11 protein-coding genes are annotated in these 13,159 nt (G+C 65.3%); 9 read left to right on the top strand and 2 right to left on the bottom strand.

All coding sequences use genetic code 11. The features are described from left to right. Positions 1–137 precede the first annotated feature (137 nt). From hemA to ACTHNR_RS03045, 7 genes are all read left to right on the top strand, one after another. Positions 138–1,433, top strand: a complete 1,296-nt coding sequence (gene hemA, locus ACTHNR_RS03015) for a glutamyl-tRNA reductase (RefSeq protein WP_440545978.1) — start codon at positions 138–140, stop codon at positions 1,431–1,433. A gap of 80 nt (positions 1,434–1,513) precedes the next feature. After that, positions 1,514–2,596: a peptide chain release factor 1 gene (gene prfA, locus ACTHNR_RS03020; protein ID WP_440545979.1), complete on the top strand. Its 1,083-nt coding sequence runs from the start codon at positions 1,514–1,516 to the stop codon at positions 2,594–2,596. A gap of 43 nt (positions 2,597–2,639) precedes the next feature. Then, positions 2,640–3,512 (top strand): peptide chain release factor N(5)-glutamine methyltransferase, encoded by an 873-nt coding sequence (gene prmC, locus ACTHNR_RS03025; protein ID WP_440545980.1) that lies wholly within the window; start codon positions 2,640–2,642, stop codon positions 3,510–3,512. A gap of 118 nt (positions 3,513–3,630) precedes the next feature. Then, positions 3,631–5,712 carry a PAS domain S-box protein gene (locus ACTHNR_RS03030; RefSeq protein WP_440545981.1) on the top strand — a complete coding sequence of 694 codons (2,082 nt, stop codon included), beginning with the start codon at positions 3,631–3,633 and terminating at the stop codon, positions 5,710–5,712. Between the two features lie 88 nt (positions 5,713–5,800). Further along, positions 5,801–6,112: a Grx4 family monothiol glutaredoxin gene (grxD, locus tag ACTHNR_RS03035; RefSeq protein ID WP_440545982.1), complete on the top strand. Its 312-nt coding sequence runs from the start codon at positions 5,801–5,803 to the stop codon at positions 6,110–6,112. 55 nt (positions 6,113–6,167) lie between these two features. Continuing rightward, positions 6,168–6,764 (top strand): UbiX family flavin prenyltransferase, encoded by a 597-nt coding sequence (locus tag ACTHNR_RS03040; RefSeq protein ID WP_440545983.1) that lies wholly within the window; start codon positions 6,168–6,170, stop codon positions 6,762–6,764. A gap of 175 nt (positions 6,765–6,939) precedes the next feature. Next, the gene (locus ACTHNR_RS03045) at positions 6,940–7,737 is read left to right on the top strand and encodes a DODA-type extradiol aromatic ring-opening family dioxygenase (RefSeq protein ID WP_440545984.1); all 798 of its coding nucleotides are present in this window, start codon (positions 6,940–6,942) and stop codon (positions 7,735–7,737) included. A gap of 149 nt (positions 7,738–7,886) precedes the next feature. On the opposite strand, the gene ACTHNR_RS03050 is transcribed toward ACTHNR_RS03045, so the two are convergent. Further along, positions 7,887–9,479 (bottom strand): APC family permease, encoded by a 1,593-nt coding sequence (locus tag ACTHNR_RS03050; RefSeq protein ID WP_440545985.1) that lies wholly within the window; start codon positions 9,477–9,479, stop codon positions 7,887–7,889. 442 nt (positions 9,480–9,921) lie between these two features. Between ACTHNR_RS03050 and ACTHNR_RS03055 the strand changes: the two genes are divergently transcribed. After that, entirely contained in the window at positions 9,922–10,125 is a 204-nt protein-coding gene (locus tag ACTHNR_RS03055; RefSeq protein WP_102610995.1) for a cold-shock protein, read from the top strand. Between the two features lie 102 nt (positions 10,126–10,227). Here the strand turns inward: ACTHNR_RS03055 and ACTHNR_RS03060 are convergent, their stop codons facing one another. After that, positions 10,228–11,478 (bottom strand): Hsp70 family protein, encoded by a 1,251-nt coding sequence (locus ACTHNR_RS03060; protein WP_440546090.1) that lies wholly within the window; start codon positions 11,476–11,478, stop codon positions 10,228–10,230. A 192-nt stretch (positions 11,479–11,670) separates the two neighbouring features. Here ACTHNR_RS03060 and ACTHNR_RS03065 point away from each other — a divergent pair, with 192 nt between their 5' ends. Beyond that, positions 11,671–13,146 carry an MFS transporter gene (locus ACTHNR_RS03065; RefSeq protein ID WP_440545986.1) on the top strand — a complete coding sequence of 492 codons (1,476 nt, stop codon included), beginning with the start codon at positions 11,671–11,673 and terminating at the stop codon, positions 13,144–13,146. The last annotated feature ends 13 nt before the right edge of the window (positions 13,147–13,159 follow it).

Below are 13,159 nucleotides of genomic sequence, written 5' to 3' on the forward strand. Positions count from 1 at the left end.
CTCTTATCGTCTCTATTCAAGGAGATGGAACGGGATGGCGCACCGCCGCTCAGCGAGCCTCGGGGCGGAACCGCTATAATAACCGGCTGAAATATCAGCGCCGTCCGCTGGCACGGGCGGCCACGGCACACCCACGTATGCAACTGCTCACGATCGGAATCAATCACCACACGGCGCCCATCGCATTGCGCGAGCGCGTGGCGTTTCCGCTCGAACAGTTGAAGCCGGCGCTCGACGCCTTCCAAGGCTTGTGGCGGGGCCGCCCCTCGCTGGCGGCTCCCGAAGCCGCGATCCTATCCACCTGCAATCGCACCGAGCTCTACTGCGCCACGGACGACCGCACCGCGCGCGAATCCGCGCTGCAATGGCTGTCGAGCTACCACGGGCTGTCCGTGGACGAACTGGCGCCGCATGTGTATGCGCTGCCGCAATCGGAAGCGGTGCGGCACGCGTTCCGGGTCGCGTCGGGCCTGGACTCGATGGTCCTCGGTGAAACGCAGATTCTCGGGCAAATGAAGGATGCGGTGCGCTCGGCCTCCGAAGCCGGCGCGCTGGGCACCTATCTGAACCAGCTGTTCCAGCGCACGTTCGCCGTGGCGAAAGAGGTGCGCGGCAATACGGCCGTCGGCGCGCAGTCGGTATCGATGGCCGCGGCGGCCGTGCGGCTCGCCCAGCGCATTTTCGACAAGATTTCCAGCCAGCGGGTGCTATTCATCGGCGCGGGCGAAATGATCGAGCTTTGCGCGACGCATTTCGCCGCGCAAAGCCCGCGCGAGCTCGTCATCGCGAACCGTACGATCGAGCGAGGCGCCAAGCTGGCCGAGCGTCTGGGCGGTCAGGCGATGCCGCTGGCCGATTTGCCCGCGCGTATGCACGAGTTCGACATCATCGTTTCGTGCACCGCCTCGACGCTGCCGATCATCGGGCTCGGCGCCGGCGAGCGCGCCGTCAAGGCGCGCCGCCGCCGCCCGATCTTCATGGTCGATTTGGCGGTGCCGCGCGACATCGAGCCGGAAGTCTCCGAGCTACAAGACGTCTTCCTCTATACGGTCGACGATCTCGGTGCGATCGTGCGTGAAGGCAATGCCTCGCGCCAGGCCGCCGTCGCACAAGCCGAGGCGATCATCGAAACGCGCGTGCAAGGCTTCATGCAATGGCTCGACGCACGCAGCGTCGTACCCGTGATTCGCCACATGCACACGCAAGCCGACGCGCTGCGCCGCGTCGAACTCGATCGCGCGATGAAGATGCTTGCGCGCGGCGACGATCCGGCCGCGGTTTTGGAAGCGATGTCGCAAGCGTTGACGAACAAGCTGATCCACGGGCCGACCCACGCGCTCAACCGGGCGGGCAGCGATGAACGAGCGACGCTCGTCGAATTGCTGAGCGGTTTCTACGGGCACGCGAAGCCGTCCGATCCCTCGGATCGTTAGCGACGCTCCCCGCGTCCGCGCGCTTCGCGCCCTCCGCAGTCCGATCCTTTCACCTCTTTCCGGGGAGCCTCGCTCCGCACATGAAAACGAGCATGCAACACAAGCTCGACCAGCTGACGACGCGGCTGGCCGAACTGAACGATCTTCTCGCACGCGGCGACGTGACGGCCAATCTCGATCAGTACCGCAAGCTCACGCGCGAGCACGCCGAAATCGGTCCCGTCGTCGAGCACTACGCGCACTGGCGCCAGGCGCGCAGCGATGCGGCGACGGCGCAAGAGCTGATGGCGGACGCGTCGATGCGCGAGTTCGCCGAAGAGGAAGTGCGCGCCTCCCGCGACAAAATGGAGCGGTTCGAGGAGGACCTGCGCAAGATGCTGCTGCCGAAGGACCCGAACGACGACCGCAACATCTTCCTCGAAATTCGAGCGGGAACCGGCGGGGACGAATCGGCGCTGTTCGCGGGCGACCTGCTGCGCATGTATCTGCGCTACGCCGAGCGGCAGCGCTGGCAGGTGGAGATGATGTCGGCGAGCGAATCCGACCTCGGCGGCTACAAGGAAGTGATCGTGCGCATCGCGGGCCAAGGCGCCTACTCCCGGCTCAAATTCGAATCGGGCGGCCACCGCGTGCAGCGCGTTCCGGCCACCGAAACGCAGGGCCGCATCCATACGTCGGCCTGCACGGTCGCGGTCATGCCCGAGGCCGACGAGATCGGCGAGGTCGAGATCAATCCGGCCGACCTGCGCATCGACACGTTCCGCGCATCGGGGGCTGGCGGTCAGCACATCAACAAGACCGATTCGGCCGTGCGCGTGACGCACTTGCCGACAGGCATCGTCGTCGAATGCCAAGACGACCGCTCGCAACACAAGAACAAGGACCGTGCGCTGAAGGTGCTCGCCGCGCGCATCAAGGACAAGCAATATCACGAGCAGCACGCGAAGGAAGCGGCGACGCGCAAGAGCTTGATCGGCTCGGGCGACCGCTCCGAACGCATCCGCACATACAACTTCCCGCAAGGCCGGCTCACCGATCACCGGATCAATCTGACGCTGTACAAGCTCGACGCGATCATGGACGGGGATCTCGACGAACTCATCGCGGCGCTCGTCAGCGAGCATCAAGCCGAGTTGCTGGCCTCTCTCGGCGACGCGGAATGACGCGCCCCCACGCTTCGGCTCCGGCTCCGGCTGCACGAACGGCATGACGCTCGGCTCGATCACCCCGCCCGTCTCGACCGCCAGCGGCTTGCTGCGCGCGTCGCCGTTGCCGGCGCTCGAAGCGCGCGTCCTGCTCGGGCACGCGCTCGGCTGGCGACGCACCGAACTCATCACGCGCGGCGAGGAGCCGATCGGCGACGCCGCGCTCGCCCGCTACCGCGCGCTCGAGGCGCGGCGCATGGCGGGCGAGCCGATCGCCCAAATCGTCGGCGCGCGCGAGTTCTACGGGCTCACGTTCGAGGTGACGCCCGACGTGCTGATCCCCCGCCCCGAAACCGAACTGCTCGTCGAAACGGTGCTCGAGGCCATCGCGCCGATTCCGCATGCGCGGGTGCTCGACCTCGGCACGGGCAGCGGCGCGATCGCTGTCGCGATCGCATCGGCCCGGCCGGACGCCCGCGTCTGGGCGGTGGACCGCTCGCGGCAGGCGCTGGACGTCGCCGCGCGAAATGCCGCCCAGCTGCTCGACCCCGCTCGTCCGGGCGGACCGGTGCAGTGCCTGCTGGGCGATTGGTACGCCGGCCTCGCACCTACGCTGGCGGGGTCGTTCGACATGATCGTGAGCAATCCGCCCTACATCGCGGCCGGCGATCCGCATCTCGATGCAGGCGACCTGCGTTTCGAGCCGAGAGGCGCCCTCACCGACGAGGCCGATGGGCTCTCGGCCATCCGCACGATCGTCGCCGGCGCCGACGCATTCCTCTGCGCACACGGGCAGATCTGGATCGAGCATGGCTACAATCAAGCTGCGGCGGTTCGAGCCCAATTGAGCGCAGCCGGCTTCGCGAACGTCCGATCCCTGCGCGATCTGGCGGGAATCGACCGTGTAACAGGCGGTTCGCGCCATTCCTGTTAGTCCGATCCGCAACTAAGATCGATTGATGCACATTCCGTACTGATATGATCTATGTTCGCTCGCCACGGGCGGGCCGGCGCCTTGCGCCCCCATTCGAGTCACTCAAACGGAGCCCACGGTGAAGCGCGTCCTGCCCCATTTCGGCAAACGTTTGGCTGTTCGCGGGACCGACCTTCGTCCGGAGGATTCGGCCGAAGCGACGCAAAGCAAGCTCGCGCGCATCGCGCTCATCGAAGCGTCGGCGTTCGTCGCCCTGCTCGGTTGCGACGGCACCGTGCTGGAGAGCAACCGCAGCACGCTCGGGCAGGTATCGCTGCCGCGCGAAGCGCTCATCGGCGGCTCGCTCGCCGGCGCGTTTTGGCGTGAGGCGGAGCATCGCGATACGCGCGAAGCGCTGGAGCAGGCCGTCGTGCGCGCTGCCGCGGGCGAAACCGTGCGATTCGACCTGGCGCTGCCCGGCGCGAGCACGGACGATCGCCGCGAGATAGCCGACGCCACGCTGCGCCCCGTGCGGGATGACGAAGGCGAGATTGCTTTCGTCCTGTTCGAAGCGCGCGAGGCCACACAGCAGCGCCGCAACGAGGCCGCGCTGCGTGCCGCGAGCCAAGCGCACGCCAATCGCGGCAACGAAGCGTCGGCTCAATTGCAGCAGACCGAGCAGCGATTCCGGCTGCTCGTCGACAGCGTCGTCGACTACGCGATCTTCATGCTCGACGCCGACGGCTACGTCACGAGCTGGAACGCCGGCGCACAGCGGATCAAGGGCTATAGCGCCGAGGAAATCGTCGGCCAGCATTTCTCGCGCTTCTATACGGAGGAAGACCGCCGCAACGGCGTGCCGGGGCAGGTGCTGAAGAGCGCCGCTCGGACGGGCAAGTTCGAGGGCGAAGGATGGCGCGTGCGCAAGGACGGATCCCGGTTCTGGGCCAACGTGCTGCTCGATCCGATCATGGGCCCCGCGGGCGAGGTCATCGGCTTTGCGAAGGTCACGCGAGACCTCACCGAAAAGCGCAACATCGAAGCGCAACTGCGCCAGTCGCAAAAGATGGAAGCGATCGGCCAACTCACGGGCGGCATCGCCCACGATTTCAACAATCTGCTCCAAGTGGTGATCGGCAGTCTCGAAGGGCTCCAGCGTCGCGGCGGCGCCCTTCTGCAATCGCCGGCCGGGGCGGACCTTCAGCGCTTCGTGGACAACGCCCTGCGCGGCGCGGACCGCGCCGCGAACTTGACGCGGCGCTTGCTCGCGTTTTCGCGGCGGCAAACGCTCGACGCCAAACCGACCGATATCGGCAAGCTCGTCTCCGGCATGTCGGATCTGCTGCGCCGCACGCTCGGCGAGGCGATCGCGATCGAGACCGTCAATGCGGCCGAGCTCTGGCGCGTGTCGATCGACAGCAACCAGCTCGAAAGCGCCTTGTTGAATCTCGCCGTGAATGCCCGGGATGCGATGCCCTCGGGCGGCAAGCTCACGATCGAGACGGCCAACTGCAAGCTCGACGAAGCCTACGTCTCGCGCTTCGACGGCGTGGAGCCGGGCCCCTACGTGATGATCGCCGTGAGCGACACGGGCATGGGCATGACGAAGGAGGTGATCGAACGCGCCTTCGAGCCGTTTTTCACGACCAAGGAGGTCGGCCACGGCACGGGGCTCGGTCTGAGCCAGGTCTATGGCTTCGTCAAGCAATCGGGCGGACACGTACGGGTCTACAGCGAGGTGAACGAGGGTACGACGGTCAAGCTGTACCTGCCTCGCCTGGCGAGCGACACCGCGCAAGCCGAACGCACGGAGCGGCGGCCGGTACCGGCCAGCCGCGTCGGCGAAACGATTCTGGTGGTCGAAGACGACGAAAGCGTGCGTGCATCGACGAGCGAAATGCTGCGCGAACTCGGCTACCGCGTGGTCGTGGCGGCCGACGGCGCGAGCGCGCTGCGTCTCGTTGGCGAGCGCCCCGACATCCGTCTGCTGTTCACGGACGTCGGCTTGCCCGGCGGCATGAACGGACGCCAGCTCGCCGACGCCGCGCGCGCGACGCGCCCCGAGCTGCCCGTACTGTTCACGACGGGCTACGCGCGCAATGCCATCGTCCACCACGGTCGGCTCGATCCGGGCATCCACTTGCTGTCCAAACCGTTTACGTACGCCGAATTGGCGAACAAGCTGAGCCAGATGCTGACGGACGGGCCGGCGGGCCCGTAGACGCGGCATCGGCCCGCGCGGGAGAAATCCGCTATCATTTCGCTCTATCTTTTCCCGTTTCGCGCATCGCGAAGACACAAGGTCAGTCATGGATACGCAACAACGCATCAAGCAAATCGTCGATGAAAACGCCGTCGTCCTTTTCATGAAGGGCAATGCGCAGTTTCCGATGTGTGGATTTTCGGGCCGCGCCGTACAGATTCTGAAGGCGTGCGGCGTCGACCAATTCAAGACCGTGAACGTGCTCGAAGACGAAGAAGTGCGTCAGGGCCTCAAGGAATTCTCGAACTGGCCCACGATCCCGCAGCTTTACGTCAAGGGCGAATTCGTCGGCGGCTCGGACATCATGATGGAGATGTACCAATCGGGCGAACTGCAGCAGCTTTTCGCAGCGGCCTGACCGTGCATACGCGGCCGGCGTTTCGCTGGCGCGCCCGCTCCTCGTACTCCCCGCCATGTCCCCTGTCAGTGCGCCCTTGCGCCGGTTGATCGTCGCGATCACGGGCGCGACGGGCGCGATCTACGGCGTACGCCTGCTCGAGACGATCCGACGCATAGGCGGCGTCGAGTCCCATCTCGTCGTGTCCAGTTCAGGCTGGCTCAATGTTCAGCATGAGCTTGGGCTGACGAAGGACGATGTCCACCCGTTGGCCGATGTCGTGCATAACGTGCGCGACGTGGGCGCCAGTATCGCTTCCGGTTCGTTCTCGACCGACGGGATGATCGTCGCGCCCTGCTCGATGAAGACGCTGGCGAGTGTCGCGCACGGCATGTCCGACAATTTAATCGCCCGCGCGGCCGATGTGACGCTCAAGGAGCGGCGGCGTCTCGTGCTGCTCGTGCGCGAAACGCCTTTGAATCTGGCGCATCTGCGCAATATGACGGCCGTCACCGAAATGGGCGGCGTCGTTTTCCCTCCATTGCCGGCGTTTTACAACCGGCCGGCGTCGATCGACGAGATGGTCGACGATACGGTGGCGCGGGTGCTCGATATGTTCTCGCTAGGACCCGCGCAGGCTGCAGCATGGCCTGGGCTGCGCGGCGAAGCATGAGTGCGCGGGCCTACCGCGGATTCGCAACTGCCGTGAGACGGTTCGTTTCCTGAAAGCCGGTTTATCCCCCAGGGCCCCCGGTGTAGATTTGCGACAGCCGTTAGCGCTTTAGCGTTTCAGCGCTGACAGAAGTCTCATGCAGCCTCACCGGCAATCACTCGTTCCGGCCCTATCCATGTCCCGCTTACCTTCGCTCTTTCTCTCCCACGGCGCGCCGACGCTGCCGATCGACCCGTCGATGCCCTCGGGGGAATTCGCCGCACTGGCGGCGCAACTACCTCGCCCGCGCGCGATCTTGATGCTTTCCGCGCACTGGGGGACCGATCAGCCGGTCGCGAGCACGGCCGAAGCGCCAGAAACCATCCACGACTTCTACGGCTTCCCCCGCGCGCTGTACGAGCTGCGCTACCCCGCTCCAGGGGCGCCGGACCTCGCCCGCGAGGCGGCCTCGCTGCTGGGCGCCGCCGGCATCCCCGCCCAGACCCAGCCGCACGGCCTCGACCATGGCGCATGGGTGCCGCTGCTGCTGATGTTCCCGCAAGCGGACGTGCCCGTTGCGCAATTGTCGATTCAGCCCCATCGCGATCCCGCTCATCATTACGCGGTGGGCCGGGCGTTGCGCCCTTTGGCCGAGGACGGCGTGCTGATCGTCGGCTCGGGCCAGATCACGCACAACTTGCGCGCGGCCGACTTCGGCGCAAAGCCCGGCGATGCCGATCCGCGCGTGGCGGAGTTCACCGCTTGGTTCGAAGCGCGACTGGCCGAACGCGATATCGACGCCCTACTCGATTATCGGCGCCGCGCTCCGAACGCCGTGCAAATGCACCCGACGGACGAGCATTTGCTGCCCATTTTTTCGGCGCTCGGCGCGGCTAACGACGATTACTCGCTCGATATCCAATCGCTCGGCACGTTCCAACGCGCGCTGGCCATGACGAACTATGTTTTCGGCGAGCACGCAGCGCACGCCTGATCGACCCTGCGGCGCCGGGCTCGTGCGTCAATCGTGCGTCAAAACAAAGGCCCGTGCAGCGAAACGCCGAACGGGCCTTTGTTCATTGAAGGCGAAGGTGAAGGCGAGCGGCCGCGTGATGCGCCGCGCCGCCCCGTGCCGCCGACGCGTTAAACGCCGACGCCTTCGAGAATGTCTTCCTCGGATTCGCGCTCATCGAGGTAGCGCGTGCGGTACCCGGTGTGGACGCCCCAGTAGTAGAAAACGAGCGCGAACACCGCCACGACGAGCATGTCCCAGCCGTAGGGCAAGACGCCCATGCCGCCGAACTGCTTGCTGCCGATGATCGACAGCACCGCCATCGTGGGCAGATACGCGACGAGCCACCACGCCGCCTTCAAATCGCCGCCCCAGCCGCTCCAGCCCGACTTGCCTTGGTAGTAGAAGTACACCGGCAGCGCGACGACCATCAAGAGAATGATCTCCCCCGTGAGCGGCCACTTCGCCCAGTACAGAACGAGCGAGGCGCAGACGAACGCAAACGGCGCGACGATGCCCATCAACGGCAAACGCAGCGGACGCTCGACGTCGAGCGCCGTGCGGCGCAGCGCCATCAGGCTGACCGGACCCGTCAGGTACGAGATGACGGTCGCGACCGAGATCACGGCGGCCAGCGAACTCCAGCCGCGGAAGAAGAACATGAAGATGAACGAGACGATGAGGTTGAACCACATCGCGTTGCGCGGCACGCCGTAGAACGGGTGCACGTTGCCGAACATCTTCGGCAGCGTGTTGTTGCGCTCCATGGCGTAGATCATGCGCGTCGTCGTGGCCATGTACGTCGTGCCGGTGCCGCTCGGGCTGACGAAGGCATCGACGTAGAGCAGGATCGCGAGCCAGTTCAGGTTCAGCGCCAGGGCCAGCTCCGCGAACGGCGATGCGAAGTTGAAGTGGCTCCAGCCCTGGGCGATGTCGGCCGGATTGACGGCGCCGATGTAGGCCACTTGCAGCAGCACGTAAATCACGAGCGCGAGCAGGATCGACCCGATAACCGCGAACGGCACGCTCTTCGAAGGGTTACGCGCCTCGCCGGCCAAGTTCACCGGGCTTTGGAAGCCGTTGAAGCTGAAGACGATACCGCTCGTCGCGACGGCGGTGAACACGGCCGACCAGCCGTATGGGGCGAACTCGCTCGCGGTGCCGAAATTTTCGCTATGGAAGCCGGCCACCAAAAGGCCTGCGATCGTCAAGCCGGGAATGATGAACTTGAACACGGTGATGGCCGTGTTCGCCCGCGCGAACACCTTCACGCCCCAGTAGTTGAGCATGAAGTAGACGATGACCAGCAGCGCCGAAAGGAACAAGCCGGGTGGCGTCAACGAACCGTTGATGAACAGGTTGTGGGCCCACTCGTAGGGCCACGTGCTCATGTACTGGATGGACGCTTCGGCTTCGATCGGGATCACCGACACGATGGCGATCCAGTTCGCCCAGGCGCTGATGAAGCCGACGAGCGCGCCGTGCGAATAGCGCGCGTAGCGAACCATGCCGCCCGACTCGGGGAACATGGCGCCGAGTTCGGCATAGGTCAGGGCGATGGCGAGGATCACGACGGCGCCGATGATCCACGCGCACAGGGCCGCGGGCCCCGCGATCTTGGCCGCCTTCCAAGCGCCGAACAGCCAGCCGGAACCAATGATGGAACCCAAGCCGGTCAGCATCAGCGCGAACGGCCCGATGTTCCGTTGAATAGAACTTTTCACAACCTCTCCTTGGGGGGTGTCCAAACCACGCGCGCATGGGGGGACGCGCGCTGTTCTGCAAGAAACGTGCAACCGCCGCGGGTACCGCGGCGAGGGGGAGCCGCAACTAGGCGCAACCGCAACGCGCGGCGCGTAGTTTACCGGCTGCGTTCACTTTAATGGTGCGAAATGATTGCGAACCAAGAAAAAAATCGTCCAAAAATGCAAGGTTTGTAAGCGGGTGACCTGACAGAACAGCGGGGCCCCCTTGCTGCGGCGCGAAATTGTGTTGACCTCGCCGCCGTTTCGCCGTATAAAGATCGCGCAGGATTTCAAGCGGCGAGTGTGGATTGGTCTTTCGTAGTTCGCCCCCATCAGGTACTCCGGTTGTCCTATTACCCCTTCCTTGATTTTCGTGCACCCCCAGGCTTCGGCCTTTTTTATCTAGTTAGGAATTTGTAATATGGAAACCGGTACCGTCAAGTGGTTCAACGACGCTAAGGGCTTTGGCTTCATCACCCCCGATGGCGGCGGCGAGGATCTCTTCGCGCATTTCTCGGAAATTCGCGTCGAAGGCTTCAAGACGCTGCAAGAAAACCAGAAGGTGTCGTTCGAAGTGAAGACGGGCCCCAAGGGCAAGCAAGCCGCGAACATCAAGCCGCTGTAAAGCGCTGATCGCGATGACGCAAGCGTAGCCGCTTCGGGCGGCGCGCTTTGCGAACCAGAAAACCCCGCTAATGGCGGGGTTTTTGTTTTAGGTTCGCCGGCGCTAGGCGAACAAGCGCTGAGCGTGGATGCCGAGGCCTGCCGCGACGCTCGCGAGCCGGTCGCCGAATACGGGTCGCGCGCCGGGAAACGCCGCGCACAGCGCGTTCGTGAGAAAGCGCAGCCCGGTGGAGCCGCCCGTGAAGTAAAGCGCATCCACGTCGGCGGGCGCCACGCCGGCCGCCCTCGCCGTCTCCCGCGCCGCATCGGCGATGCGCCGCGTTTCCTCCGCGCCAGCGTCGATCAATTGCGCCTCGTCAAACGCGACGCGCAGATCGGCTTCGACATCGTCCAAATCGATCGACGTCTGCCCGCCGGCGGCCACGCCGATTTTCGCTTCCTCGGCACGGGCCGCGAGCGCGTGCCCAAGCCGACGTTCGACCACGCGCATCAGCCGCTCATGGTGCCGGACGTCGCGGTAAAGATGCCGCATCAGCGCGAGCTCGCCCACACGCTTGCCCGAGTAGATCGTGTTGATGAGGTGCCACGTCGCCAGATCGAAGTAGATACGGTTGGGCACCTCGCGCCCCTCGGGGTCGAGCGAGCGGTATCCGAGCTCGGGCAGAATCGTTTCCAGTTCCGTGCGCCGGTCGAAATCGGTCCCGGCCACGTGCACGCCATGGTGCGCGAGCACGTCGTCCTTACGCTCGAGACGGTGCATGCGCTGCGGCCCCACGCGCACGAGCGAGAAGTCCGATGTCCCGCCGCCGATATCGGCCACCAGCACAAGCGCCTCGTCGCTCAAGCGCGACTCGTAGTCGAACGCCGCGGCGATCGGCTCGAATTGGAAGTGGATGTCTTTCAAGCCCGCCGAGCGCGCCGCCGCGGCAAGCTGATTCTCGGCAAGCCGGTCGGCCTTTGGGTCGTCGTCGACGAAAAACACCGGACGGCCCAACACCGCGCGCTCGATCGAAGTGCCCGCGCACGCTTCGGCCTGCCGCTTCAAGAAACCCACGAAGATCGATATGACCTCGGTGTACTTGATGGCCGAGCCGTCGCCGAGGTCGGTCGCGGTTTCGGCCAGCGAGGAGCCCAGAATGCTCTTGAGCGAGCGCATCAATCGGCCGTCGAATCCGTCGATGTATTCGGCCAGCGCGGCGCGCCCGAAGGTGCGCGTATGTTCGTCGGTGTTGAAGAAGACGGCTGTCGGCAACGTCGTGTGCGCACCTTCTACGGGTGCGAGCACCATCGTCTCGCCGCGTGGCAAAGCCACGGCGGAGTTGGACGTACCGAAGTCGATCGCGCAATAAGGCATCGCTTGCATCGCAACTCGCTCTTGGGGATCTGAAGGGAGCGCTTTTTATCACGAACTGAGGGCGACGAGCAATCGGTGCGCCATTCGAGTCGCGCTCCGGGGATTTTACGCTGTCGTCTCGGGCACGAGATTTGCGCCGAAGCGTGCGCCCAAGACCCGCGTCCGCCCGTATTGATCAGGAGAAATCGCCCTATGAATTCGCCGCCGCGCTCGTCGCCGACGGACTTGTCGGCCGAGGAGCTCATCGAAACCGATCTGCCCTCGCGGCTCGATCGGCTTCCGTGGGGGCGCTTTCACACGCTCATCGTCGTGGCGCTAGGCGTCACCTGGCTGCTCGATGGATTAGAGGTGACGCTGGCCGGCGCCGTGGCCGGCGCGCTCAAGGCAAGCCCGGCGCTGCGTTTGTCCGACGCCGACATCGGCCTCGCGGGCAGCGCTTACATCGCCGGCGCCGTGCTCGGCGCGCTCGGTTTCGGTTGGCTCACCGATCGGCTGGGGCGGCGCAAGCTGTTCTTCGCGACGCTGGGCTTGTACCTCGTGGCCACGGCCGCTACCGCCCTGTCGTGGAACTTCGCGAGCTTCGCGGTGCTGCGCTTCTTGACCGGCGCGGGCATCGGCGGAGAATACGCGGCCATCAATTCGACAATTCAAGAATTCACGCCGCCGCGTGTGCGTGGATGGACCGATCTGGGCATCAACGGAACGTTCTGGGTGGGCGCCGCGCTGGGAGCGGGGGGCTCATTGGTGCTGCTCGACCCCCGGTTCGTCCCGGGCGACCTCGGATGGCGCGCCTGCTTCTTCATCGGCGCGGCGCTGGCGCTCGTCATCGTTTTCATGCGTGTTTGGGTACCCGAGAGCCCTCGCTGGCTACTCACCCACAATCAGCCGCACGTCGCAGGCAGCATCGTCGAACAGATCGAGGCGCGTTTCCGGCGGGCGGGCCAAGCGCCGTTGTCCGATGAAGTGAGGACGCTGCGCTTTACGCGCAGGGAAACCACGCCGCTCGCCGAGGTGTTCGAAGCGCTGTTCGTCACGCATCGCCGACGCTCGCTGGTCGGGCTCGCCCTGATGACGGCGCAGGCATTCTTCTACAACGCGATCTTCTTTACCTACGCGCTCGTCCTGACCGACTTTTACGGCGTGCCGAGCGGCAAGGTCGGCTGGTATCTCCTGCCGTTCGCCCTCGGCAATTTTCTTGGGCCGATCGTGCTCGGCCACGCATTCGACGCGATCGGGCGCCGCGTGATGATCACGCTCACCTATGCGCTCTCCGGCCTTTTGCTGATCGGCAGCGGCTATCTGTTCGCGCGCGGCATGCTGACCGTGGAAGAACAGACGGTCGCTTGGATGGTGATTTTCTTTTTCGCATCCGCGGCCGCGAGCTCAGCCTATTTGACCGTCAGCGAATCGTTTCCGCTCGAGATTCGCGCGCTTGCCATCGCGGTGTTCTATGCGGTCGGGACGGCGCTGGGGGGCATCGCGGGGCCGGCGCTTTTCGGCAGACTCATCGATACGCAGCAGCGCGCCGCCGTATTCGAAGGTTATCTCGTCGGGTCCGCGCTGATGCTGGCCGCGGCGGCGATCGCGGCGATTTGGGGCGTGGATGCGGAGCGCAAGCCGCTCGAGCACGTCGCGCTGCCGCTGTCGGCGCTGCGCGACGAGCCTTGAACCGGGGCCGGCG

It is taken from the genome of Trinickia sp. (assembly GCF_051954495.1).
GTDB lineage: Bacteria > Pseudomonadota > Gammaproteobacteria > Burkholderiales > Burkholderiaceae > Trinickia.